We start from the raw sequence: 24,940 nt of genomic DNA, 5'->3' as shown, positions 1-24,940 counted from the left end.
GAGACATGTCTCACCGTCGCTCACGCCGTGTCCTTATCTGCGAGGCCGCTTTGGACCTCGCGGCCGAGGGTGGCAACCACGCGCTTACACACCAAGGAATCGACGCACGCCTCGGGTTGGCCCGGGGATCGACCTCGTACTACTACCGAACCCGTCACGCCTTGGTGTCGGCCGCCATCGCGCACCTGACGCGCCGATCCCGTGAGCACTTCCTCGATGCTGTCCCATCACGTCCTCCGGAAACGTCCCTGGAAGCGGCAACTCTGATCGCAGCCCAGGTTGAAACGCTTCTGGTGGAACGACGTAGGGACGTACTTGCTCGGTACGCGCTACTGGCCGATGCGGTGGGTGATAATGAACTACGAGAGGGCTTGGCATCGTGCCTGTTCTCACTGTCAGCAGCGACTGAACTGCTGGGTGTCCTGGGCGCGCCAGACCCTCCGACTGCAGCCCGCGACCTGATCAGCCTGCTCGAGGGGCTTGTGTTCACCCACGCTTTCGCGGCACGGATAGTCGACGCTGGCACTTCCATCACCGGTCATCCTGAGACACTCCAGGTTTCCATTCGCCTGTGGATCGACGCACTCACTGGGCGGCGATAACGCGCCGCGAGAGAGTCCGGTTGGGCAGAGTGTGGCCCACACCTTGACTAGTGCAGAGAAGCGTCGGGGGCAGGGCCGTGCGAATCCCTAGTCCAGCCGACGCTCGGCGTACGCCTTGAGGTTCTCGACCTGGTCGGGGTCGAGCGACGGGCGGACCCGGCTCCTGGCCTCGGCGACGTCGTCGGCCGTGACCGCCGCGGCGTTGATGTCGCGACGCATCGCCGACAGCGCGGCCTCGCGGAGAAGCGCCGAACAGTCGGCCGCCGAGTAACCCTCGAGGTCGGCGGCGAGTTCGTCGAGATCGACGTCGTCGAGGGGGACGTCGCGGCCGCTGGTGCGCAGGATGTCCCCGCGGGCGTCGGCATCCGGCGGAGGCACGAAGACCAGGCGCTCGAGGCGTCCGGGCCGGAGCAGTGCCGGGTCGATGAGGTCGGGACGGTTGGTCGCGCCGAGTACGACGACGTCCTGCAGTGGTTCGACGCCGTCGAGTTCGGTGAGCAGCGAGGCGACCACGCGGTCGGCGACGCCGGAATCGGTGGACTGCCCGCGGCGCGGCGCGAGCGCGTCGACCTCGTCGAGGAAGATCAGCGACGGCGCCGACTCGCGGGCGCGGGCGAACAGGTCGCGGACCGCCTTCTCCGACGAGCCGACCCACTTGTCCATCAGCTCAGCGCCTTTGACGGTGTGAACCGACAGCTGACCGGACGCGGCGAGCGCACGGACGACGAAGGTCTTGCCGCATCCGGGCGGGCCGAAGAGCAGCACACCGCGCGGCGGGTCGACGCCGAGCCGGGCGAAGGTGTCGGGGTGCTGCAGCGGCCACAGCACGGCCTCGGTCAGGGCCTGCTTGGTCTCGACCATGTCGCCGACGTCGGCGAGGGTGATCGAGCCCAGGGCGACTTCGGGGGAGTCCGACCGGGACACCGGCCGGATCACGTCGAGCGCGCCGACGAGATCCTCGGTGCGGAGGGCGGGTTCGGACTTTCCGGCGCTGGCCCGGGTTGCGGCGCGCAGCGCGGCCTCGCGGGTGAGCGCGGCGAGGTCGCCGGCGACGAAACCGGGGGTGCGGGCAGCAACCGAGTCGAGGTCGAGGTCGCCCTCGGTGGGCACGGTCGACAGGATCGCCGACAACAGGCGCGCGCGGGTCGCGGCGTCGGGCAGGCCGATGATCAGTTCGCGGTCACACAGCGACGGGTCGCGCAGGCGCGAGTCGAGGCGGACGGGTTCGGCGGTGGTCGCGACGAGCGCGATGCGGCCGTCGGAGATGCCCGAGCGCAGCTCGTCGAGGATGAGGGTGGCGACCGGCTCCGGCTCGGACGGCAGCAGGGCGTCGATGTCGGTGATGAGCAGGACCCCACCGGTCGCCCGGGCGCGGGCCACCGCGTCGGCGACCGTCCGGAGGCGGGTGTTGGGTTCGGTTGCGCCGGTCGTCGGGCCGTCGACGGTGACGAGGGTGCGCTTGGCGCAGACCGATCGGACCAGCGTCGCCTTCCCGCCACCGGCGGGCCCGGTCACCAGGACGCCGAGGCGCGGTGCGGCGCCCAGGGTGCGCAGGACGTCGGGTTCGTCGAGCGTGATCGCCAGCCACTCGGTGAGCTTGGTGATCTGCGAATCGACGCCGACCAGTTCCGACACCGGCCGGACCGGGACGTCGGGTTCCTCGACCGGCACCACCCCGACGGGCGTTGCGGTCGCCGTCGGTGACGGTGCGGTGACCGGCGCATCCGGCACGACGCCGAGCGCCCCCGGGATTCGCGGCGAGCCGGCGCGGTCCCCGAGTGGGGGCACCTCGCCGGCGGTCGTCGACCACAACACGGCGGTGTTGGTCTGGACGCTGACGGGCGAGCCCGGATCGGTGCCGGTGACGGTGAGCAGCTCGGTGGTCCAGGTGATGCCCACCGAGCGGGCGAGGGCGCGTGTCGCCTCGGTCGCGGCGAGTTCGGGGCCGAGGTCGCGGGGCAGCAGCGACACCGCATCGCCGACCGAAAGCACCTTGCCGAGCAGTGCGCGTCGAAGCGTGGACTCGGTGATCGACTGCGTGGCCAGCACCGAACCGTTCACGACGACGCGGCTCGCGCCGTGTACGTCGACCGGCGCGAGCACGACCGAGGCGTTCTCCTTGACCCCCGCGTTGGAGAGGAGGATCTCATCGAGCAGGGCGACCCCGGTCGGCGCCGACGAGTCGGTCGCCGCGACCACCGCGGCGGTCACGCGGGCGCCGGTGATCGACACGGCATCCCATTCGCGCAGCGACAACGCGGTGAGCACCTCGGGATGGACCCGGATGATGCCTCGGCGTGCCTCGGCGGCGGAGGTGTGGAGCCGCGCGGTCAGCGTCAGGGACACCTGTGAGCTCATTCGGTCTCGCTTTCGGTCTGATGTGACACCGTCTCGGAGGTCTGCGCGGCGACCGGAGCCCCGGTGGGCCGGTTGAGGCCCAACCTGCGCTGCGACTTCAGCACCGGGCGTCGGCGACGGCCACCCGGCGCGGCGGCCTTCGACGCCTTGCGCTGCGCACGTCGTTCGGAGGGCTTCTCGTTCCAGTACTCCGGTCGGGAGGCGACCCAGCGCCGTGACCGCCAGGCGAACGGGATGTGGATCGCGTAGGCGAGGATGCCGATCATCATCAGCACGTACGGGTAGGTCAGCAGGAGAGCGGCGCCGACCGCGACGAGGACCAGGAGCCCGGCGATCGCGCGCGACGGGATCGACGCGGTCTTGAGGGACGCGGTGGGGACGCGGCTGACCGCGAGGAAGGCCACCAGGACGAGCCAGCCGCCGACGGCGGGGAGTGAGGTCCACCAGCCGTCACCGAACTGCTGGGCCATGCCGATCGGCAGCAGGGCGCAGATCGCGGCCGCGGGCGCGGGGATGCCCACGAAGAAGTCCCGCGTGTACGCGGGTGCCTCGTCGTCGTCGAGCAGGGTGTTGAACCTCGCCAGGCGCAGCACGATCGCGCAGCAGTAGATGAGCGCGAGCGCCCAGCCGAGATCCTGGCCGTCGAGCAGGAAGAAGTAGACGATCATCGCCGGCACGACGCCGAAGTTGATGGCGTCAGCGAGGGAGTCGATCTCGGCACCGATCCGGCTCGTCGCACCCATGAGGCGGGCCACCCGCCCGTCGATCCCGTCGAGGAACGCCGCGGCCACCAGCAGACCCATGGCCGCGTCGATGTCGCCGGTGGTCGCGGAGCGCATCGCGGTCAAGCCCGCGCAGATCGCGAGGATCGTCAACGACGAAGGGATGATGAGGCGCCCGGCCTGTGCCTGCTTGCGGAGACGACGCCGCTCGGGTTCCCGCGGATTCGCTTGTGCGGGGCCGTGGGCCTGCGCCTGGCGTCGTGCCGACCGCGCGGTGGGGACGCGGGTCTTGGACGGCCGGCGGACTCCGGGCCCGCCCACCCGGCGTCCGGCGGGCCCGTCGGATGAGTTCGCAGCTTGGGGGTTCACAGGCCGGATCAGAGGTCGAGGTGGGCGAAGGGGGTCTCGCCGCCGACGGCGCGCTGACCCACCGAGACGCGGGGCGTGGTGTCCTTGGGGAAGTAGACGTCGACCCGGGAACCGAAGCGGATGAGCCCGTAGGTGTCACCGAGTTGCAGAGCGTCACCGACCTTCGGCTCGCAGACGATACGGCGCGCGACGAGTCCCGCGATCTGCACGACCGCGAGGTCGGGTCCCGCGCCGCCGCCGGTCGCCGTTGTACGGATGGTCATGGTGGTGCGCTCGTTGTCACGGCTGGCCTCGGGCAGGTCGGCGGACAGGAAAGCGCCCGGCGTGTGTGTCACCGCGGTGACCGTTCCGGCGATCGGCACACGCTGTACGTGCACGTCGAAGATCGACAGGAAGGTCGAGACGCGGGGCAGCGGATCGGTGCCCAGACCGGATTCGGCCGGTGGGACGGCCTCGTCGACGAGTGCGATCGTGCCGTCGGCGGGTGCGACCACCACGCCCGGCTCGGTCGGCGGGACACGACTCGGGTGCCGGAAGAACGCGGCACACGCGCCCGCGGTCAGAGCCGCGGGCCGCGCGATCCAGCGGTGGCGGCGTCCCAGGAGCGCGACCGCCGCGGGGGCGGCGACGAACGGGATACCGGCCGGATGGATCGGCGGGACGGTCTCACGGGCCAGGTCTAGGAAATGGGCGACACGACCGGTGTTGCCCTCGTCCGGACGCGGACGTCTGGCCACGATCTACCTCCTGTTGTGCCCGGTGCGGGCCGCTCGATGAATCTTGCGCACCACGGGTCGGGTACGACTCCGGTCCAGCTTAGAGCTCAGCGCAGAACGAGCACGTCGACCGGAGTTCCCACGGCCAGACCGTCGGTCTCGGTGGGCACGTCGATCAGTGCGTCCGCCTCGGCGAGAAAGCGGAGGTGATGGGAGCCGGGCGGGCCGATCGGGTCGACGACGACGCCCGATCCGTCCTCGTCGGTCCGGAGGACTCCGCGGAGGAACTGCCGCTTGCCCTGCGGTGAGCGGAGGTCGGCGCCGAGCCGGGCGGTCACCCGACGTCGTTGCGGTGGCAACCCCATCGCGGCGCGGAGTGCCGGCCGGATGAAGACCTCGAAGGACACCAGGGCACTGACCGGGTTGCCCGGGAGTGTGATGATCGGCACGGTGGGCCCGGGCGTTCCGTCGGGCCGGTCGGACGCGGTGTGGTGACCGCAGCCCTGCGGCATACCGGGTTGCATCGCGACCTTCACGAACTCGACGGAACCGGTGGCCGACAGCGCGTCCTTCACGACCTCGAAGGCGCCCGCGCTGACACCCCCGGACGTGATGATCAGATCGGCCTCGCCGGCGACCTGGTCGAGCCGTTCGAGGAAGTCGCCGGTGTCGTCCGGGACGAAGTGCACATGCCGGCCGATCGCGCCGGCCTCGATGGCGGCGGCGGTGAGCATCGCTCCGTTCGACTCGTAGATCTGGCCGTGCTGCAACGGTTTTCCGGGTTCGACGAGTTCGGAGCCGGTGGACAGGACCACGACGCGCAACGGCCGGGCGACGGTGACCTCGGCGATCCCGAGCGCGGCCAGCAGCCCGATCTGCGGCGCCCCGATGACGGTCCCGGCGGGCAGTGCGCGCTCGCCCTGCCCGATGTCGGAACCCGCACGCCGGATGTGTTTTCCGGACTCGACCGGTGCCGTGAAGGTGACCGTCTCCGCGGCCGCGACCGGGCCGACCACGGCGTCGGTCAGTTCCACCGGGACGATGGCGTCGGCGCCGGCAGGCAACGGGGCACCGGTCATGATGCGGTGCGCGGTGCCGGGGGTCAGCGCGAGGGCGTCGGTGCGTCCGGCCGGGATGTCCGCGGCGACGGGCAGCGTCACCGGGGAGCCGGGGGAGGCGCCCGCGAGATCCTCGGCGAGGACGGCGAATCCGTCCATCGCCGAGTTGTCGAAACCGGGCAACGAGAGCGGCGCGTCGACGTCGTCGAACGTCGCCCTGCCCAGCGCCTCCGACACCGACAGCCGGACGGGAACGGGTGGGCCGAACAAGGCGGAGACGACGGCCTGATGCTCTGCGACGGTACGCATGCGCTCAGGATGCCAGGTGGGTCGACGCGTCCGGTCGGGGTACCCGGTTCGAGGGATGCCTGCACTGCGTGGCCGGGGACCGCAGACTACATTCGTGCCCATGGCATTGGGTCTGCTTCTCGACATCGACGGGGTGATGGTCACCTCGTGGAAGGCTCTGCCCGGCGCAGTGGAGGCCGTCTCCCGACTCGCCGACCGCAAGATCCCGCGGATGTTCCTCACCAACACCACCTCGCGCTCGCGCAACGAGATCGCAGAGTTGTTGAACGACTGCGGGTTCTTCGTCGATGCCGACGAGATCCTCACGGCCGCGAAGCTGACCGCCGAATACGTGGGATCGACCTTCCCGGGTAAACGGGTGTGGGTTCTCAACCAGGGCCCGATAGCCGAGGACATGACGGGCGTCGAGCTGACCGACGACCCGGCGGACGCCGAGGTCGTGGTGCTGGGTGGGGCAGGTCCCGTGTTCACCCACGACGCGCTGTCGAAGGTCCTCGAGATGCTGCTCGACGGAGTGCCCGTGATCGCCATGCACCGGTCGATGACATGGTCGACGGCCGACGGGTTGTCGATCGACACCGGCGTCTACCTCGAAGGGCTCGAGAAGGCGTCGGGCAAGAAGATCAAGGCGATCGGCAAACCGTCGCCGCTCGGATTCCGTGCCGCCACCGACATGTTGGGACTCGAGCCCACCCAGGTGGTGATGGTCGGCGACGACATGCACAACGACGTCCTGGGTGCGCAGGCGTCGGCGCTGATCGGTGTGCTGGTGCGCACCGGCAAGTTCCGCGAGGAGGCGCTCGATGCGCTCGCCCGCGACGAGTTCGGGCCCTACCCGGACCACGTCATCGACTCGGTGGCCGACCTCCCCGAACTGATCGACAAGATCAGCGGAACCTGACGGCCGCCACCGGTTCTCAGACGCGGTCGAGCTGGCTCTCCGCGGCACGCTTGATCTTGCCGAGGGTCTCTGCCATGCCCAGCTTGAGTTCGGCCTCGAAGGAATCGGCACCGCCGAACAGCTTGTCGACGAGCAGCGACGACACCTTGGTGGTGGAGCCGTTCACCTCGCGGCGCTCGGTCACGGTCACGCCCGACCCGTTCGGGGTGATGGCGTAGCTCCAGACGGTGTGGTTCTCGGCCACGCGGAAGGCAATCTCCTTGTTGGGCGTGAAGCGCACGACCTTGGAGGTGGTGGGCCACACCAGCGGGCCGCGGCGGTTGATGTTGATGGTCTTGGTCCCCAGGCCGACGGTGCCACCGCGGATGATCATCTTCTTGCACTGCGGGCTCCACTCGCCCATGCGCTGGAGATCGGAGATCACCGACCACACCTGCTCGGCGGATGCGTCGATGTCGATGGACTCTTCGATGAGTGATGCGGTCATGGTCGCCAACCCTATGGGCTTGTTGGCGCACCGTCAATAGACTGTTGGCGGACCGTCAATAAGACGGGGTCGCGCGACGGAAACCTGCTCAGACCAGCAGCGTCATGCCGATGACGGCGCCGATGCCGACGAAGACCGCGGCGGTGATCCAGCCGGCGGGGTGCTCGTCGTTCTCCAGCAGCAGCGTGCCGAGCTTGCCCGGCGTCAGCCAGTCGATGAGCACGAACGACCACATCATCACCGCGATCGTCAGGACCACATAGGCGACGGTGTAGAGCAGCGCACGCCACAGCTCGAGGAGCTCGGTGTCGATGACCGAGCAGACCAGCACGATCGACAGCCCGATGACCATCGAGGTGGTGAGGATGACGGCGTTGCGGTTGTGGTCGATCCACACCAGCTGCCGCAGCCGGCCCGGGGTCACCAGGTCGAGCGCCACGAACCCGACGACGAGCAGGGCGATCCCGACGAGGCTGAACGACGCCCCAGCGGCCAGATTGTCACGCAGCAATTCCATCCGAGTCCCTCTCTCCTCACCGACGTTCGCAGATGAACACTATCGGTGGGCAGGGCAACGGGGTGGGAGGCGTAGCTCATTTCGATACGCCTCGTCGCGAGCTCCTCGGCTACTCAATGAGCGGGGGCATCTTGCTCCCTGAGGTGCGAGTGAAGCCCACCCCGTGCTCCCTGAGGTGTGAGCGAAGCCCACCCCGTGCTCCCTGAGGTGCGAGCGAAGCGAGCCACGAAGGGCTGGTGACGATTTCTCACCAGGCCTTCGTGGCTCGTCGCTATCGCTCCTCACACCTGAAGGCAGCGGAGGGTGCGCGGTTGGCTATGTCAGCCGACGCTGAGCATGTCGTACGACGCGAGGTTCTTCGACAGCTTGGCGACGTGGGCGTCCGCGTCGCCGAGGGTGTGGCTGATCGCGGTCAGGCGGCTGACGTAGTGCGCGATCGGGTACTCGGCGGTCATGCCGATACCGCCGTGCATCTGGATGGCCTCCTGGCCGATCAGGCGTGCCGAACGCACGGTCTGCAGCTTCACGCGCGAGGCGATGGCCGCGTCGGCGATACCGTCCGAGAGCGCGACCGTCGCGTACAGCACCATGCTGCGGGCGAGCTCGAGCTGGACGTACATGTCCGCGGCGCGGTGGGTGAGCGACTGGAAGGTGGCCAGCGGAACGCCGAACTGCTTGCGCGACTTCAAGTATTCGACGGTCAGCTCGAGGCTGCGCTCCATGGCGCCGAGGGCCTCGGCGCACAGTGCGGTCTGGATGCCGATCTCCGCGTTGGCGATGAGCTCGGTTGCGTCGCCGCTGCCGAGGCGGGTGGCCTTGGCGTCGTTGAACGTGAACTCGGCGCCGCGTCGACGATCGTGGGTGCGGTACGCGGTGCGGGTGACACCCTCGGCGTCGGCGTCGATGAGGAACAGACCCACCTCGTCGCCCACGCGTGCCGAGACGATCAGCTTGTGTGCGGAATCGCCGTGTCCGACAAGCGTCTTGGTGCCGTTGAGCACGCCCTCGGCGGTGGCGGTGGTGGCCACCGCGGCCAGCGGCCAGCGGTCGCCGGGCTCGTTGTGGGCGAAGGCCATCAGCAGCTCACCGGAGGCGAGACCGCCGCGCAGCTCGGCGCGTGTCGCGTCGTCGGCGGCGTCGAGCAGCGAGCCGGGGACCAGCACCGAGTCCAGGTACGGCTCGGGGGCGAGTGCGCGACCGAGTTCGGTCATCACGCTGGTGAACTCGACCGGTCCGGCGTCCATGCCGCCCTCGGACTCGGGAAAGGTCAGGCCGAGGATGCCGATCTCCGCGAGTGACTTCCACACCTTCTCGCTGTAGCCGAGATCGGTGTCGGTCACCTTGCGGAGGGTCTCCACGTCGTAGGTCTTGGTGAGGACCTCGCGCGCGGTGTCGCGCAACATCCCCTGTTCTTCGGAAAGCTCGAAATCCATTGTCGTCCTTGGTCTGTGAAGTCGAAGTGAGGTCGGAGGGGCCGGCGGTCAGAGACCGAGGACCGCCTTGTCGATGATCTGGCGCTGGACCTCGGAGGAACCGCCGTAGATCGAGACCTTGCGGTAGTTGAGGTACTCGGGTGTGGCCAGCTGGGCCCACTCGGGTGCGTCGACCTGGGCGCTGCCGTTCGGCGCGTCGGCGGCGACCTCGGCGACCGGGAGCGAGTCCGGGCCGGCGATGTCGGAGAGGAGCTCCTTGGCGGCCTGCTGCAGCTGGCTGCCCTTCAGCTTCAGCAGCGACGAGGCGGGGTTCGGCTTGCCGTCGGCCGACGACGCGGCCACGCGCAGCTGGGTGACCTCGAGGGCGAGCAGTTCGTTCTCGATCTCGGCGAGGCGCGTGGCGAACAGCGGGTCGTCGAGGAGGGTCCCGTGGGCGGTCTTGGTCTGTGCGGCAAGACGCTTCGCGCGGGCGAGGTTGGTCTTGGTGTAGCCGACGCGGGCGATGCCGCTGCGCTCGTTGCCCAGCAGGAACTTGGCCTGGGTCCAGCCGCTGTTCTCCTCGCCGACCATGTTCTCGGCGGGCACCTTGACGTCGTTGAAGAAGACCTCGTTGACCTCGTAGCTGCCGTCGATCAGCTGGATCGGGCGCAGTTCGATGCCCGGGGTGTCCATCGGGATGAGGAACATGCTGATGCCGGCCTGCTTCTTGACGTCCGGGTTGGTGCGGGCGAGCAGGAAGATCCAGTCGGCGTACTGGCCCAGGGTGGTCCAGGTCTTCTGGCCGTTGATGACGTAGTGGTCGCCGTCGCGGACCGCGCGGGTCTTGAGGGACGCGAGGTCGGAGCCGGCCTCGGGCTCGGAGAAGCCCTGGCACCACCAGATGTCGAGGTTGGCGGTCTTCGGCAGGAAGCGTTCCTTCATCTCCTGCGAGCCGAACTGGGCGATGACCGGGCCGATCATGCCGGCGTTGAACGGCAGCGGGTCGGGGACGAACGCCAGGCTCATCTCCTCGCGGTAGATGTGGAACTGGATCGGGGTCCAGTCCTTGCCGCCCCACTCGACCGGCCAGTTCGGGGTGTGCACGCCGTGCTCGTTGAGGATGCGCGCCGAGGTGATGATGTCGTCGGGGTAGTTGAGCTTCCCCTCTTCGTTCCGCTTGCGGAGGTCCTCGGGGACCTTCGCGAAGATGCTGCGCAGTTCCTCGCGGAACGCCTCTTCCTCCGGACTGAACTTCAGGTGCATGGGTTCTTCTCTACTCCTGTCGGGGGTTGCCGGGTGTTCGGCGACACCAATCACGGACCGTCTACCTGGGAGAACCCTGACAGACCGGTCGCTGACTAAGCGCTTGCTTAGTGATATCTTGCACTATGCCGCGCATCAGAGGCGGTGTCAATCGGTTGGAACAGGCGCGAGGTCGCCGAGTGAACGAGGGGGTGGACGTGGTCTCGTCAACGGAACCGACGACCCGTGCGCAACCGGTCGCGGCCCGACAGCGGTTGTTGCTCGCCGCGGTCGAGGCGTTCGCGGCGAAGGGCTTCAACGCCACGACGACCCGCGACATCGCCAACGGCGCGCAGATGAGTTCGGCCGCGGTCTACGTGCACTTCCGGTCCAAGGAGGAACTGCTCTTCGAGCTCTCCGACGCCGGACACCGACGCATCCTGGCCATGATCGACGAGGTCGACGATCCGACTGCCCCGCCCGGGGAGCGGCTCGAGACGGTCATCGGCGCCTTCACCGAGCACCATGCGCGCGAACACGTGCGCGGCCGCGTCGTGAACTACGAACTCGCCTCGCTGGCCCCGGAACATCTCGAGCCGGTCATGGAACTGCGCCGGGAGATCACCCGGCGAGTGCGCGCGATCGTCGACGCCGGGATCGAGAACGGCGACTTCGACGTGTCCGATTCCCAGGCCACCACCAACGCGATGCTGTCGATGGGCATCGACCTCGCTCGCTGGTACCGCGCCGAGAACTCACTCCCGCCCGAGAAGATGGGCGAGTTCTACGCGCAGCTGGCCACCCGGATGGTGGGGCTACGGGACCGGGACTGATCCCGGCGCCCGTTCAGGACTTGCCGACCGTAACCGGCTCCGTCGCGTTTTCCGGTTCAGGAGTTGCCGACTCGGTCCTGGCGGCGGCGCGTCGCATGACGACCGCCAGCCCCGCCCCGAACAGTGCGACGGCGAGGACGTAGCCGACGTATCCGATGACCGTCGCGCGTAGCCCGATGTGGGACACGACGATTCCCGCGATCACGGCCGGCATGCTGAACGCGAGGTAGCTGGCGACGAACACCGAGGAGTAGACCTGTCCGCGCTGGGCGGGAGGTGTCGCGGCGGTGATGTTGTCCATGGCGCTGAGGAAGGTCGCCGCCCAGCCGGAGCCGGCCACGAGCGAGCCGAGGATGTAGAGCGGCAGGATCTCGGTCAGGACGCCGGACAGCGAGATCAGGACGCCGATGGCGAGGGTCGGGTAACCGTAGGCCTGTTTGAACGTCGCCGGTCGTCCGGTGATGAACAGCGAGGTGATCGTCGCGCTGGCGAAGAAGGTGAAGAGGATGAGCCCGGCCTCACCGTGGTTGGTGACACCGAAGACCCGTGCGACGACCGAGGATCCGAGCGACAGATACAGCCCGCCGAGCGACCAGGTGGCCACCAGGGTGGGTACCGCGGCGAAGAACACCGGGCGGACCTCGCGGGGCACCCGAACCTGGGGGGCGAGAGTCGTGGCCAGGTGCCGGCGCGAGGTGAAGCCCACGCGCTCGCGGGTCTCCGGGACCACGAGGAGTGCGATCAGCAGCGCCGCGAACAGTCCGAGAATGACCTCGTAGACCAGGATTCGGGGCGCGGGTGCGTATTCGACGAGCAGTCCGGCGACACCGACACCGGTCGCGAGACCGAAGGCCGGGGCGGCGCCGATGATCGTCGAGCCGAGTCGGGCGGTGGGCTGGAGGTCGACGGTCGTCGCGGTGAGCGTGCCCATGGCTGCGCCGGTGGCGAGGCCCTGGAGCGCGCGTGCGGCGAGCAGCGTCCCCACGTCCTCGGCGACGACGAAGAGCACCATGCTGGCGATCAGCAGGACGAGCGCGACCGCGAGCACCGGGCGACGGCCGATGTGGTCGGACAGCGACCCCACCGTCAGCAGACTCATCAGCATCGTGACCACATAGACCGCGAAGACCAGGGTTAGGGTGAGCGAGGAGAAACCCCAGAGCTCCTGGTAGACGGGGTACAACGGCGACGGAGCTGCGGAGGCGAAGAGCACCATCACGTACGTGGCCGCGATCAGCCAGAACGCGCGGTGGGGATGTAGCGGCGCCATGTCGTCTCCTTAACGCAAATGCAATTGCATTTGGAACGACGATAGCCGCGGATTCCTTCCAAAAGCAATCAGATTTGCAATAATGGCTGCATGGCTATGGGAAGCGCAACGTCGCAGGCCGACTCCGCGGACGCGGCACCGCGCGCGAAGAGGCCCGGCGGTCGGAGCGCTCGTGTCCAGTCGGCGGTGTATGCCGCCGTCGGGCAACTCGTCGGTGCCGGCCAGCGCGACACGATGACGGTCCCCGAGGTCGCCGACCTCGCGGGCGTCAACCCGACCAGCATCTACCGCAGGTGGGGGTCGATCGACGCGCTCCTGGGCGAGGTGGCGGTCGCCGCACTGACGCAGGGTGAACCGCTGCCGGACACGGGTGTACTCCGCGACGACATCGCGGAGTGGGCCCGCGTGATCGCCGCCGACATCGGCCGGCCGAAGCGGCGGGCCTACCTGCGTGCGATGGTCGCGGCGCGCGACGACGTCGTCGAGGTGTGCCCGTGCTGGGAGATCCGCCGCGAGCAGGCCGAGGAGATGATCGCGCGGGCGCGCGAGCGCGGCGAGGCGACGCCGTCGGTGCGGCAGCTCCTCGACCATGTGATCGCACCCCTCTACCACCACGCGGTCTTCGGTCTCGCGGTCGACGACGCCTACGTCGCGGAGCTGGTCGACGATGTCGCCGCGATGCTGGGAGCGGCCCCGGGGTCCGCCGGAGGGCGATAGGGTCCGGGCATGAAGAAGGTTCACGCGTTCACAGACGACGCACTCGGTGATCTCGACGCCGTCGGCATCGCCGACGCCATCGCCGCCCGGGAGATCTCGGCCGCCGAGGCTGTCGAAGCGGCTCTCGCCCGGATCGACGCAGTCAATCCCCAGCTGAACGCGGTCGCCTTCGACGACCGCGAGCGAGCCCGCAAGCGCGCCGTCGACAACGACTTCCCGTCCGGATCGTTCGTCGGCGTGCCGTCGATCATCAAGAACAACACCGACTTCGCGGGCCTGCCCACCTGCCACGGGTCGGCTGCGGTCGCGCCGAACCCGGCCTCGGCGAACGAGGCCTTCACCAACCAGTTCCTGGCGACCGGCGTGAACCTCGTCGGGGCGTCGAACATGCCGGCTTTCGGGCTGACCGCGACGACCGAGTACGTCGACCGGGAGCCGACCCGCAACCCGTGGGACACCGACTACTCCGCCGGTGGCTCCTCCGGTGGTTCGGCCGCCCTCGTGGCGGCGGGCGCGCTGCCGATCGCGCATGCCAACGACGGTGGCGGATCGATCCGGATCCCCGCTGCCGCATGCGGTCTCGTGGGACTCAAACCGAGCCGGGGTCGAACCGCGCCGGCGAAGCAGACCGAGGATGCGCCGATCGACCTGGTGTGCAACGGGATCGTGAGCCGGTCGGTGCGGGACACCGCTCGCTTCCTCGACGACTCGCAGGGCTTCCGTCCCGGTCCCGGCCTGCCGCCGGTCGGTCTGGTGGAAGGGCCGGGGGAGAGGCGGCTGCGGATCGCGCTGATCACCGAACCGATAACCGGCCAGCTGCTCGACCGCGACACCCAGCGGTGCGTCACCGAGGTCGCCGAGCTCGTCGAATCTCTCGGTCACCGAACGGAGATGGTGCCGCTACCGGTCGACCGCGCCTACATCCGGCAGTTCATCGACTACTGGTCGCTGCTGGCCTTCGCGCTGGACCGTACCGGTAAGCGGTTGCACGACAAGGGCTTCGATCGTAAGCAGATCGACCCGTTGACCCGCGGTCTGTCGCGCAACGCCCTGCGGCACCTCTACCGCATGCCGTCGTCGATCCGCGGTCTCCGACGCTCCACCGCCGCGTTCAGGTCGCTCCACGAGCAGTTCGACGTGATCCTGTCGCCGACGCTCGCACACCTGCCGCCGGAGATCGGTTACCTCGACCCGGGCATCGACTTCGGCGAGGCGATGGACCGTCTCACGCGCTACGTCGCGTTCACGCCAGCGAACAACACGTCGGGCACCCCGGCGATCAGTCTGCCGCTGGGACAGGCGAAGTCGGGACTGCCCGTGGGTATCCAGTTCTCCGCCGACCTCGGTGACGAGCGGACCCTGCTGGAACTCGCGTTCGAACTCGAGGCGGCCCGGCCGTTCGCGCGGATCCAGGACGCCTGAGCGGCGAGAACTCAGCCGCTCCAGGCTGCCCTCCGCAAACCCACCACGAATGGCCAGGTCCACCACCTTTCGAGGTGGTGGACCTGGCCATAAGGGGTGGGTTTGCTGCGAAGGCTAGTGCTGCACCGCCTTCTCCGCACCGATCCCGGTGAGGGAGCGAACCTCCATCTCCGCGTTGCGTTCCGGGGTCCCGGCGTCGCTCGGCGAGGTCAGGGTGCCGATGATGCCGAGGACGAAGGCCAGCGGGATCGAGACGATGCCCGGGTTGGCCAGCGGGAACCAGGCGAAGTCGGCACCGGGGATCATCGCGGTCGACGAGCCGGAGACGGCCGGGGAGAAGACGATCAGCAGGATCGTGGAGATCAGGCCGCCGTACATGCTCCACAGGGCGCCGCGGGTGTTGAAGCGCTTCCAGTAGAGCGAGTACACGATCGTCGGCAGGTTCGCGGCCGCGGCGATGGCGAAGGCGAGGGCCACCAGGAAGGCGATGTTCTGACCGTTGGCCAGGATGCCGAGCACGATGCCGAGGACACCGAGCACGACGACGGTGTAGCGCGAGACGCGGACCTGGTCGTCCTCACTCACCTTGTTGCGCTTGATGACCGACGCGTAGATGTCGTGGGCGAACGATGCCGATGCGGTGATCGCGAGGCCGGCGACGACGGCGAGGATCGTGGCGAACGCGACCGCGGAGATGATGCCGAGGAGCACCACACCGCCGAGTTCGAAGGCCAGCAGTGGTGCCGCGGCGTTCTGTCCGCCGGCGGCGGCGAGGATCTTGTCCGGTCCGACTAGTGCTGCCGCGCCGTAACCCAGAACGAGGGTGAACAGGTAGAAGGCGCCGATGAGTGCGATCGCCCAGACCACCGACTTACGAGCCTCTTTCGCGGTTGGCACGGTGTAGAAGCGCATCAGCACGTGCGGCAGGCCCGCGGTGCCGAGGACCAGGGCGATGGCCAGCGAGAGGAAGTTGATCTTGGACTCGAGCGAACCGCCGTACTGGGCGCCGGGTGCGAGAACGTCACGCGAGGCGACTGTTTCGCTGCCGGAGGTGCTGATGGCGTCCTGTGCGGCACCGAGGATCGATGACAGGTTCATGCCGAACTTGGCGAGGACGATGAAGGTCATGATCGCCGCGCCGCTGATGAGCAGCACCGCCTTGATGATCTGCACCCAGGTGGTGCCCTTCATGCCACCGATGAGCACGTAGACGATCATCAGCGCGCCGACGACGGCGATCACGATCGACTGGCCGAGACGACCCTCGATGTCGAGCAGGAGGGCGACGAGGCCACCGGCACCGGCCATCTGGGCAAGCAGGTAGAACAGCGAGACAGCGAGGGTCGAGATGGCCGCCGCGAGACGGACCGGCCGCTGCTTCAGGCGGAAGCTGAGGACGTCGGCCATCGTGAACTTGCCGGTGTTGCGCAGCAATTCGGCGACGAGCAGCAATGCGACGAGCCACGCGACGAGGAAGCCGATGGAGTAGAGGAAGCCGTCGTAGCCGTAGACCGCGATGGCGCCGGCGATGCCGAGGAAGCTGGCCGCCGACAGGTAGTCGCCGGCGATGGCGATGCCGTTCTGCGGGCCGGAGAAGCCACGGCCTCCGGTGAAGAAGTCCGCGGCCGAATTGTTGTTCTTGCTGGCCCGGATGACGATGTACATCGTGATCGCCACGAATGCGGCGAAGATCGCGATGTTGGCGACCGGGCTGCCGACGGTGGCGGCGAGCGTGGTGGTGTGGACGGAGGTGTTCACAGCGACGGGCCGCCTTCCATCTCGTTGCGGATGGCCTCGGCACGCGGGTCGAGTTCGCGGTTCGCGAAGCGTACGTACAGGCCGGTGATGACGAATGTGGTCACGAACTGCAGCAGTCCGAGGATCAGGCCGAGGTTGATGTTGCCCCACACCTGGATTGCCATGAAGTCATGCGCGAAGGCGCCGAGCAGCACGTAGATCGCGTACCAGATCAGGAAGAACGCGGTCATCGGGAAGATGAACTTGCGCAGGCGCGCCTTCAGCTCCTGGAACTGAGGGCTGTTCTGCATCTCGATGAACTGTTCGCCCGACGGCGCATGCGGTGGTGCCGCTGCTGGTTGGTCGATGTTCGACACGCTGTCCTCCAAGTCGATGGGGCCACGGCGGTGGAGACCGCTGTGATGGCACTTCGGGGAACAGCCTGGATGAGGCGCAGATCACACCGCAATCGGTGTCGTGGGTCACACGCCGAAGGCCGTCGACTGTGCGACGGGCGGTCGATCAGATCCGACGAACGGCGAACGGTCAGGCGCCGGGAAGGCGGTCGACGCCCATCCCGACACGTTCGGGGACGTGCATCCGCGCGAACGTGCGGGCGAGATCGCCGGGCAGCCGTCGTCGGGTCGCGAGGCTGACCAGCACCATCGTGCCGAAGGCGAGCGGCACGGTGACCGCGCCCGGATAACCGACCAGTGCGGCCGGCCAACCGCCCAGCACGTCGTCGTCGATCACCCCGGCGATCGCGAGGGAGGTGGCCGAACCCGACGACACCCCGCCGACGATCAGCCCGGCGATCGCACCGGTGGATGTCAGCCCCCGCCACCAGATGCCGAGGACGAGCAGAGGACACAGCGTCGACGCGGCGACGGCGAACACCAGCCCGACGGTCCGGGACAGTTCCAGTGAACCCGCCGCCAGCGAGAGCGCGATGGGGATGGCCCCGCCGATGACCGCGGCGATACGGAAGTCGCGGACGCGTCCGCGGAAGACATCGGTCGCCAGCGCCCCCGCCACGGACACCAGGAGACCCGACGACGTGGCCAGGAACGCTGCGATCGCGCCGGCCGCCACCAGCGCGGCCAGGATCTGCCCGGCCAGGCCTCCGATGGCGGCGCTCGGCAGCAGGAGGACCGCGGCGTCGGATGTACCGGTGATCAGCAGCTCGGGCACGTAGAGACGCGCGAACACCCCGAGGAGGACGGGGAACAGGTAGAACAGCGACAGCAGTGCGATCGCGGCGAGCGCCGTTCGACGCGCCGTGCGGCCGTCCGGATTGGTGTAGAAGCGCACGAGGACGTGAGGCAGACCCATCACGCCGAGGAACGTCGCGAGGATCAGGGAGAGCACCCCGAACAGCGGATGGCGCCCGCCGAGACCGCCCCCGGGCGCCACCCAGTCCGACCCGTGGACCGGGGCTCCCGCCACGACCGGGGTGGCCGCGCCGGCGTCGAGGAAGATGACGGAGTCGGCGGAGATGACATGACCACCGGGGGACGGGATCGGGGCGTCGACCACCGGCGAACCGTCGAGCGTGCCGGTGACACGTACTCCCTTGGTCTCGGCGACGGTCACCGAGACGTCGGTGGTGACGTCGACGGTGGTGGCGGTCGTGACCCGCGGCGGTGCGGGTTCGCCGACCCGCGCCGGATCGTTCGCGAACACCCCGATCAGCACGAGGGTGGGGATCGCGATGGCGGTCAGCTTGAGCCAGTACTGGAATGCCTGTACGAAGGTGATCGACCGCATCCCGCCGCCGACGACGTTGACGATCACGATCAGCCCGACGCCGACCACGCCCGTCCAGACGGGTGCGCCGAGCAGGATGTTGAGCGTGAGTCCCGCGCCCTGGAACTGGGGGATGAGGTACAGCACGCAGACCACGACCACGACCACCATCGCGGTCTTTCGCACGACCGTCGAGGAGAGCCGGAACTCGGCGAAGTCGGGCACGGTGTAGGCGCCCGAACGACGCAGTGGTGCAGCGACGAACAGCAGTAGGCCGAGATACCCGGCGGTGAACCCGACCGGGTACCAGAGCGCGTCGGCGCCGTACTTCGCGACGAGCCCGGCGACACCGAGGAACGACGCCGCCGACAGGTACTCACCCGACACCGCAGCGGCGTTCCATCGCGACCCGACGGCGCGTGAGGCCACCAGGAAATCCGACGTCGTGCGGGAGAAGCGACCGCCCCAGGCCCCGACCACGATCGTGGCGACCGCCGCGGCGAACAACCCCACGGCGGTCAGCACGTCGACGCCGCTCACGTGCCGCCCGGATCGCCGGCGTCGTCGTCGACGAGACTCATGAAGTCGTGTTCGGCGTGCTCGGCCAGGCGTACGTACAGCAGGCCGGTCAGGTACAGCACCGGATAGGCGAGGAGTCCGAGGACGAGCCAGGTGATCCGGATGCCGAAGACGGTCGTCTCGGCCACGCTCGGGAGCAGCACGGCGAGCAGGGGGATCGCCACCACGACGACGAGCAGGCTTCCGCCGAGACGCAACGCCAACCCGAGCTGGGCGCGCATCAGGCCGCGCACCAGTGCGTCGCCGACCTCGGTCTGCTCCTGGACCTCCACGCGGGTGCGCACCATCCGGGCGCCACGCCGGGAGGCGAGAACGACCCGCTCGCGTTGCGGCGGATTCTCAGACATCGCCGCGACCGGCGGGGGAACGGTACTGGCGCAACGGGTCCCGGATGAGCCGGTCCTTCAGGTCGCGGACCTGACGACGGCTGACGGGGAGTTCCACCGCTTCCGATGCCCCGTTCGCGCGCACACTGACGACGGTTCCGCCCCCGGTTGTCCGCAGGCCGGTGACCATCGGCAGGGCCACCAGGTAGGACCGGTGAACCCGGGCGAAACCCTTGTTCTGCCACCGTGATTCGAGAGTCGACAACGGGATGCGGACCAGGTGGGCACCGGAATCTGCGTGGAGCCGGGCGTAGTCGCCGACGGCCTCGACCCACGAGATCGAATCGCGCCGGACCAGCGAGGTCACCCCGCTCATCTCGACCGGGATCACCTCGTCGGAGGTGGCTCGCGGCTCACCCGGAGGCGTCGGGGCCGGAGTGCCCTCGGCGGGCTTGGCACGGGCGTCGAGGCTCGCGCGGACCCGTCCGAGCGCCTGGGCGAGTCGTTCCTCGCGGAGCGGTTTCAGCAGATAGTCGACGGCGCCGACCTCGAAGGCGTCGACCGCCTTGTCCTCGTGTGCGGTGACGAAGACGATCGCGGGAGGCTCCGCGTACTTGGCGAGGACGCCGGCGAGCTCGAGACCGGACAGGCCCGGCATGTTGATGTCGAGGAAGATCGCGTCGACCCGGCGGGAGTTGAGCTCGCGAAGAGCGCCGGTCGCATCCGTCGCGGCGGCAACCTCGGCGACACCGTCCTGCCGGTCCAGGAGGTAGCGGAGTTCGTCGAGAGCAGGGGGTTCGTCGTCGACGGCGAGCACCACCAGCCCGGACATCCATCTCCTCCCGACTGCTGCGCTGACGCGCGACTCCTCCCGACCGCTGCGCTGACGCGCGACGACGGACACGAGGATCGTACCGCGTGGGCCGCATCACAGATCGCAACCGGCCGCCGCGATTGACAGCCGATTCTCAGATTCGGCGAAAAGTCCGGTCACATGGGTACGCCGTTGAGCGGGCTCGATACTCTGTGCACGGCCATCCCGACGTCAGACGGACTCACCGAGGAAGTCGCTGCACAGCGTCGCCTCGATGCGTTGGACGCAAGATAGGAAGAAAGTCACTGTGTTCTCCCGGTTCAAACCCAAGAACGATCTCTTCTACGGGTTGTTCACGTCCTCGGCCCAGTGCCTGGCCGAGGGGACCAAGACCCTCACCGGCCTGCTGGAGCCCGAACCGGACTTCGAGGAGATCGCGCGTCGGATGGTCGACCTCGAACACGACTGCGACCGCATCACCCACGAGATGTTCCGCACGGTCAACTCGAGCTTCATCACGCCGTTCGACCGCTCCGACATCTATGTCCTCGGTTCGAGCCTGGACGACGTCATGGACCACATCGAGGCCGCGACCCACCTCATGGCCCTCTACGGCGTCACCGAACTCCCGCAGCACCTGCGCGAGATGGTCGAGATCCTCGACACCTCGGCGAGCGTGACCGCTGACGCGATGCCGCGGCTGGCCGGCATGAAGGACCTCGAGCGGTACTGGATCGAGATCAACGCCCTCGAAAACCGCGCCGACCACACCTACCGGACCTTCCTGGCCTACCTGTTCGACGGCCACCTCGACGCGCTGAGCGTGATGAAACTGAAGGACGTCGCCGACGAGCTCGAGGATGCGGCCGATTCCTTCGAGAAGGTCGCCAACATCGTCGAGACCATCGTCCTCAAGGAGTCGTGACACACCCGTGTTCGCACTTCTCGTGGTGATCGGTCTAGCCATGGCCTTCACGTTCACCAACGGTTTCCACGACTCTGCCAACGCGATCGCGACCTCCGTGTCAACCCGCGCCCTCACGCTCCGCGCGGCGCTGGCGATGGCCGCCGTCGGCAACCTGGTCGGCTCCTTCTTCGGTGCCAAGGTGGCCAGCACGGTCGGCTCGGGCATCATCGACCTCAAGGAGGGGCCGGACGCGCTGATGCTCGTCGGGTGCGCCCTCGTCGGTGCCATCACCTGGAACCTCATCACCTGGTGGTTCGGCCTGCCGTCATCGTCATCGCACGCGCTGATCGGCGGCATGGTGGGCGCGGCCCTGGTCGCCGGGGTCACCGTGCTCTGGGCCGGCGTCGTGGAGAAGATCCTGCTGCCGATGGTGCTCTCGCCGCTCGCCGGCTTCGTGCTGGGCGCCGCGGCGATGCTGGCGATCATGTGGCTGTTCCGCAACGCCTCGCCGGCCATCACCGGACGGCGCTTCCGGCACGCACAGACCGTCTCGGCCGCGATGATGGCGTTCGGTCACGGCATGCAGGACGCGGCCAAGACGATGGGCATCGTGGTGCTCGCACTCGTCGTCGCCGGATACCAGGACGACTACTCGATCCCGCTGTGGTGCTTCCTGCTGACGGCTGTGGTCCTGGCCGTCGGTACGGCCACCGGCGGCATGCGCATCATGCGCACGCTCGGCCGCAAGATCATCGAGCTCGACCCGCCGCAGGGCTTCGCCGCCGAGGCCACCGCCGCCTCGGTGCTCTACGTCGCCTCGGCCGGCCTGGGTGCACCCATCTCGACCACCCACGTGATCTCCTCGGCGATCATGGGCGTGGGTTCGACCAAGCGCACGAGCGCCGTCCGGTGGGGCACCGCCGGCAACATGGCCGCCGCGTGGGTGACCACCTTCCCCGCGGCCGCCGCTTTCGCCGCTGCCACGTTCCTGCTCGCGAAGATGGTCTTCTAGCTCTCACGCCCGGATACCCGCCCGGAACTTCGGCACCCGCATGCCCACCTTGGTCCCGGCGCCCACCGCGGTCTCGACCACCAGCCCGTAATCGTTGCCGAACGCCGCGCGGAGGCGATGGTCGACGTTGGTGAGCCCGACGTGAGCGCCCTCGCTGTGGTCGAGGGCGTCGAGTGCGCCGCTGCGCAGGAGTTCGGGGTCCATTCCGACGCCGTCGTCCTCGACGGTGATGACGCAGTCGGTGCCCTCGTCGGCCGCGGTGATGATGATGGTGCCGCCGCCCTTCGACGCGAGTCCGTGCCGGACCGCGTTCTCCACGAGCGGTTGCAATGCGAGGAACGGTACGACGACGTTCAGGACCTCCGGCGCGACGTGCAGCTTCACGTCGAGGGAGTTGCCGAAGCGGGCCCGTTCGAGGGTGAGGTAGCGGTCGATGTTGCGCAGCTCGTCGGCCAGCACGGTGTACTCGCCGCTCGCGCGGAACGAGTAGCGCGTGAAATCGGCGAAGTCGAGGACGAGTTCGCGTGCACGGTCGGGGTCGGTGCGGACGAACGAGGCGATCGTGTTGAGGGCGTTGTAGATGAAGTGCGGACTGATCTGCGCGCGGAGCGCGAGCACCTCGGCACGGTCCAGGCGCGCGCGGGAGGCATCGAGTTCGGCCAACTCGATCTGGCTCGACACATAGCGGGCGACCTCGGCGACGGCGCCGAGCATGCCCGGCCCCGGACGGCGGGTCGTGGCGACGACGAGAACGCCGACGTTGACGTCGCTGGCGACGAGTGGCTGCGCGATGAGGGCCCGTACCGGCGACTCCGCGCCGCACGGGTCGGACACCAGGACACGTCGCTGGTCACCGGTCGCCGACGCCGCTGCCTTGGCGGCCTCGTGCAGCATGTCGGGGTCCCAGATCTCGTCGTCGTTCGGCTCGTAGGCGAGGCGCCGCGGCTCGTCGTCGAACAGGGCGACGGCCTCGGCGGAGGTCAGCGTGCGCAGGTGGGGGAGTGCCTCGGCCGCCGATTCCTCGGAGAGCCCGGTGCGTAGCGATCGCGCCGCCAGAGACGCGGTGTGCAGCGCCATGTGCACGGCGCGTTCGGTCGGTGTGGTGACCTGACGCCGCGTCCGGACCAGCGCGACGAGGCCGAGCACCATGATCAGCAGCAGGATCGACCCGACGATGGCCACTTCGCTCGACATGGTGTCACCCTAGTTGACATCGCAGGTCAGAGACGGCGCGTTCGGCCGCCGTGCATCGGTGTGACCGGTGTCGCGAATCGTGTTGGGGCGCGCGACGATACGCGACTCCTGCGTCGGGACCCGTTCAGTAGATGGCCCACTCGCCCTGCGCGTACCGCAGGATGCGCGGGTCCATCAGGGTCGACGGGGGAAGGTCGAGTGGTTGCCGGTCGAGCGGGAAAACGGTCGCCGCGGTGAGCTGTTCCGCACTCAGGAACCGCAGCGGCCCGGGGGCGTCGACGGTCGGGCTGATCGGCCCGTCGGCACCCGCGAGGTGGAAACCCCAGTCGCCGAATGCCGGGACGTCGACGTGGTACGGCGTGGCCGGGAGCCCGGCCTCCCTCATGGTGGAGGCGATGCACCAGAACGACTTCGGCGCGAAGTACGGCGAACCTGCCTGCACGACGGCGCGACCGTGCGCTGCGAGGCGTGCGCGCACGAGTGCGTAGAACTCGGTGGAGTACAACTTGGCGGTGGCGGAGTCGTCGGGATCGGGCATGTCGACGATGATCACGTCGAAACGGCGGTTCGTCTGCCGCAACCAGCTGAAGGCGTCGGCGGTCACCACCTCGGCCCGACTATCGGTCATCGACCCCCGGTTGAGCGAGGTCAGGCGGGAGTCGGTGCGTGCCAGCCGGATCATCTCCGGGTCGAGTTCGACGAGCGTCACGTCCTGCGCATCCGGGTAGCGGAGCACCTCACGCAGCGCCAGACCGTCGCCGCCACCGAGCACGAGCACCGAGGACCGGTCACCCGACATCGCCGGATGGACGAGTGCCTCGTGATACCGGTGCTCGTCGATCGAGGAGAACTGGAGGTCGCCGTTCAGGAAGAGGCGGATGTCCGGGCCTGCGCCGGTGGACCTCTCGGTGATCACGATGTCCTGGTAGGCGCTGCGGGCGGCGGCCACGATCGGGTCGCGGTAGAGGGCCTGCCGGGCGGTCACCTCGAACCGGGCGGACAGCATCAGGCCGGCCACGAGAGCCGCGACCACCGCCAGCGCCCCGGCGGACAGCAGGGCGAGTTGGCCGCGGCCCAACGACTTCCGGAAGATGACGAACACCAGGAAGCAACCCGCGGCCGCGTTGACGAGTCCGACCACGAGCGCCCCGCGCAGCTGACCGAACAACGGCAGCAACAGGAAAGGGAAGCAGAGACCGCCGATCAGCGCGCCGATGTAGTCGACGGCGAACATGTCCGCGACCGCCGCGCCCGGCTCCTGGCGTCGAATCCGTTGCAGCAGCACCATCAACAACGGGATCTCGGCCCCGATCAGGACGCCGAGGACGAAGGCCACCACGATGAGCGCCGGCGTGTACAGCTCCAGGTAGGCGAAGGCGGCGTAGAGGGCCATCACCGACAGTCCGCCGAGGAGGGCGAGCAGCAACTCGATGACCGCGAATGCGGCCACCGAGTGCGGTTGGAGCGGTTTCGCGGCCAGGGATCCGACACCCATCGCGAACACCATCACCGCGAGGACGATCGACGCCTGCGTCGCGGTGTTGCCGATCAGGAAGGAACCCAGCGACACCAGCGCCAACTCGTACACGAGACCGCAGGCGGCGCAGACGAACACCACGGCCAACAGGGCGGACCGCGCGAAACGTGGTCGCGCGGACAGCGGTTCGGTCGAGGTGTCGGTGAGCGTCAC

At 68.7% G+C, this 24,940-nt stretch carries 23 protein-coding genes; 7 read left to right on the top strand and 16 right to left on the bottom strand.

What is annotated here, in order from left to right; genetic code table 11:
• Positions 1 to 5 precede the first annotated feature (5 nt).
• The gene (locus tag LQD00_RS22870; protein ID WP_406566961.1) at positions 6 to 602 is read left to right on the top strand and encodes a TetR/AcrR family transcriptional regulator; all 597 of its coding nucleotides are present in this window, start codon (positions 6 to 8) and stop codon (positions 600 to 602) included.
• Positions 603 to 689: 87 nt separating this feature from the next.
• On the opposite strand, the gene LQD00_RS05785 is transcribed toward LQD00_RS22870, so the two are convergent.
• The 4 genes from LQD00_RS05785 to moeA form a co-directional block, all read right to left on the bottom strand.
• Positions 690 to 2,960: an AAA family ATPase gene (locus tag LQD00_RS05785; protein ID WP_232716053.1), complete on the bottom strand. Its 2,271-nt coding sequence runs from the start codon at positions 2,958 to 2,960 to the stop codon at positions 690 to 692.
• Entirely contained in the window at positions 2,957 to 4,003 is a 1,047-nt protein-coding gene (locus tag LQD00_RS05780) for a CDP-alcohol phosphatidyltransferase family protein (RefSeq protein ID WP_232716052.1), read from the bottom strand. Before LQD00_RS05780 ends, LQD00_RS05785 begins: the two co-directional genes overlap by 4 nt.
• Before the next feature lie 56 nt (positions 4,004 to 4,059).
• Positions 4,060 to 4,788 carry a phosphatidylserine decarboxylase gene (locus LQD00_RS05775; RefSeq protein WP_119031163.1) on the bottom strand — a complete coding sequence of 243 codons (729 nt, stop codon included), beginning with the start codon at positions 4,786 to 4,788 and terminating at the stop codon, positions 4,060 to 4,062.
• Positions 4,789 to 4,874: 86 nt separating this feature from the next.
• Positions 4,875 to 6,134, bottom strand: coding sequence for a molybdopterin molybdotransferase MoeA (moeA, locus tag LQD00_RS05770; protein WP_232716051.1), 1,260 nt, complete (start codon positions 6,132 to 6,134; stop codon positions 4,875 to 4,877).
• A gap of 100 nt (positions 6,135 to 6,234) precedes the next feature.
• Between moeA and LQD00_RS05765 the strand changes: the two genes are divergently transcribed.
• On the top strand, positions 6,235 to 7,035 hold the full coding sequence (locus LQD00_RS05765) for an HAD-IIA family hydrolase (protein WP_232716050.1): 801 nt from the start codon (positions 6,235 to 6,237) through the stop codon (positions 7,033 to 7,035).
• A 16-nt stretch (positions 7,036 to 7,051) separates the two neighbouring features.
• Here LQD00_RS05765 and LQD00_RS05760 read toward each other — a convergent pair whose 3' ends face one another.
• From LQD00_RS05760 to LQD00_RS05745, 4 genes are all read right to left on the bottom strand, one after another.
• Positions 7,052 to 7,522: an SRPBCC family protein gene (locus tag LQD00_RS05760; protein ID WP_232716049.1), complete on the bottom strand. Its 471-nt coding sequence runs from the start codon at positions 7,520 to 7,522 to the stop codon at positions 7,052 to 7,054.
• A gap of 88 nt (positions 7,523 to 7,610) precedes the next feature.
• Positions 7,611 to 8,039, bottom strand: coding sequence for a DUF350 domain-containing protein (locus tag LQD00_RS05755; protein WP_006867316.1), 429 nt, complete (start codon positions 8,037 to 8,039; stop codon positions 7,611 to 7,613).
• Positions 8,040 to 8,359: 320 nt separating this feature from the next.
• Positions 8,360 to 9,472: an acyl-CoA dehydrogenase family protein gene (locus LQD00_RS05750; protein ID WP_232716048.1), complete on the bottom strand. Its 1,113-nt coding sequence runs from the start codon at positions 9,470 to 9,472 to the stop codon at positions 8,360 to 8,362.
• 48 nt (positions 9,473 to 9,520) lie between these two features.
• The gene (locus LQD00_RS05745; RefSeq protein ID WP_006867314.1) at positions 9,521 to 10,714 is read right to left on the bottom strand and encodes an acyl-CoA dehydrogenase family protein; all 1,194 of its coding nucleotides are present in this window, start codon (positions 10,712 to 10,714) and stop codon (positions 9,521 to 9,523) included.
• Between the two features lie 125 nt (positions 10,715 to 10,839).
• Here LQD00_RS05745 and LQD00_RS05740 point away from each other — a divergent pair, with 125 nt between their 5' ends.
• Positions 10,840 to 11,526: a TetR/AcrR family transcriptional regulator gene (locus LQD00_RS05740; protein WP_269784671.1), complete on the top strand. Its 687-nt coding sequence runs from the start codon at positions 10,840 to 10,842 to the stop codon at positions 11,524 to 11,526.
• Positions 11,527 to 11,539: 13 nt separating this feature from the next.
• Here LQD00_RS05740 and LQD00_RS05735 read toward each other — a convergent pair whose 3' ends face one another.
• Positions 11,540 to 12,796, bottom strand: coding sequence for an MFS transporter (locus LQD00_RS05735; protein WP_232716047.1), 1,257 nt, complete (start codon positions 12,794 to 12,796; stop codon positions 11,540 to 11,542).
• A gap of 90 nt (positions 12,797 to 12,886) precedes the next feature.
• On the opposite strand from LQD00_RS05735, the gene LQD00_RS05730 reads away from it, so the two are divergent.
• Positions 12,887 to 13,513, top strand: coding sequence for a TetR/AcrR family transcriptional regulator (locus LQD00_RS05730; protein ID WP_232716046.1), 627 nt, complete (start codon positions 12,887 to 12,889; stop codon positions 13,511 to 13,513).
• A 9-nt stretch (positions 13,514 to 13,522) separates the two neighbouring features.
• Positions 13,523 to 14,935 carry an amidase gene (locus LQD00_RS05725; RefSeq protein WP_006867310.1) on the top strand — a complete coding sequence of 471 codons (1,413 nt, stop codon included), beginning with the start codon at positions 13,523 to 13,525 and terminating at the stop codon, positions 14,933 to 14,935.
• Positions 14,936 to 15,049: 114 nt separating this feature from the next.
• Here LQD00_RS05725 and LQD00_RS05720 read toward each other — a convergent pair whose 3' ends face one another.
• The 5 genes from LQD00_RS05720 to LQD00_RS05700 all read right to left on the bottom strand — a co-directional run bounded on the left by LQD00_RS05720 (position 15,050) and on the right by LQD00_RS05700 (position 20,155).
• Positions 15,050 to 16,693, bottom strand: coding sequence for a solute symporter family protein (locus tag LQD00_RS05720; protein ID WP_232716045.1), 1,644 nt, complete (start codon positions 16,691 to 16,693; stop codon positions 15,050 to 15,052).
• Complete coding sequence (locus tag LQD00_RS05715; RefSeq protein WP_006867308.1) at positions 16,690 to 17,049, bottom strand: DUF485 domain-containing protein; 360 nt, start codon at positions 17,047 to 17,049, stop codon at positions 16,690 to 16,692. Before LQD00_RS05715 ends, LQD00_RS05720 begins: the two co-directional genes overlap by 4 nt.
• 169 nt (positions 17,050 to 17,218) lie before the next feature.
• Positions 17,219 to 18,958, bottom strand: a complete 1,740-nt coding sequence (locus LQD00_RS05710; protein ID WP_232716044.1) for a sodium/solute symporter — start codon at positions 18,956 to 18,958, stop codon at positions 17,219 to 17,221.
• Complete coding sequence (locus LQD00_RS05705; protein WP_232716043.1) at positions 18,955 to 19,344, bottom strand: DUF485 domain-containing protein; 390 nt, start codon at positions 19,342 to 19,344, stop codon at positions 18,955 to 18,957. Before LQD00_RS05705 ends, LQD00_RS05710 begins: the two co-directional genes overlap by 4 nt.
• The gene (locus LQD00_RS05700; RefSeq protein WP_232716042.1) at positions 19,337 to 20,155 is read right to left on the bottom strand and encodes a LytR/AlgR family response regulator transcription factor; all 819 of its coding nucleotides are present in this window, start codon (positions 20,153 to 20,155) and stop codon (positions 19,337 to 19,339) included. The genes LQD00_RS05705 and LQD00_RS05700 overlap by 8 nt, the downstream gene beginning before the upstream one ends.
• Before the next feature lie 289 nt (positions 20,156 to 20,444).
• Here LQD00_RS05700 and LQD00_RS05695 point away from each other — a divergent pair, with 289 nt between their 5' ends.
• Both LQD00_RS05695 and LQD00_RS05690 read left to right on the top strand, forming a co-directional pair.
• A complete protein-coding gene (locus tag LQD00_RS05695) occupies positions 20,445 to 21,062 on the top strand; it encodes a DUF47 domain-containing protein (RefSeq protein WP_232716041.1) in 618 nt (205 codons plus the stop codon).
• Positions 21,063 to 21,069: 7 nt separating this feature from the next.
• The gene (locus LQD00_RS05690) at positions 21,070 to 22,056 is read left to right on the top strand and encodes an inorganic phosphate transporter (RefSeq protein ID WP_006867303.1); all 987 of its coding nucleotides are present in this window, start codon (positions 21,070 to 21,072) and stop codon (positions 22,054 to 22,056) included.
• A 3-nt stretch (positions 22,057 to 22,059) separates the two neighbouring features.
• On the opposite strand, the gene LQD00_RS05685 is transcribed toward LQD00_RS05690, so the two are convergent.
• Together LQD00_RS05685 and LQD00_RS05680 are read right to left on the bottom strand one after the other, a co-directional pair.
• The gene (locus LQD00_RS05685) at positions 22,060 to 23,250 is read right to left on the bottom strand and encodes a sensor histidine kinase (protein ID WP_232716040.1); all 1,191 of its coding nucleotides are present in this window, start codon (positions 23,248 to 23,250) and stop codon (positions 22,060 to 22,062) included.
• A 124-nt stretch (positions 23,251 to 23,374) separates the two neighbouring features.
• Positions 23,375 to 24,940, bottom strand: coding sequence for a polyamine aminopropyltransferase (locus LQD00_RS05680; protein ID WP_232716039.1), 1,566 nt, complete (start codon positions 24,938 to 24,940; stop codon positions 23,375 to 23,377).

This window comes from Gordonia metallireducens (genome assembly GCF_021245825.1).
Classification (GTDB): Bacteria; Actinomycetota; Actinomycetes; order Mycobacteriales; family Mycobacteriaceae; genus Gordonia; species Gordonia namibiensis.
The sequence above is the reverse complement of the archived record's forward strand: the minus strand, read 5'-3'. Positions and strand labels throughout refer to the sequence as shown.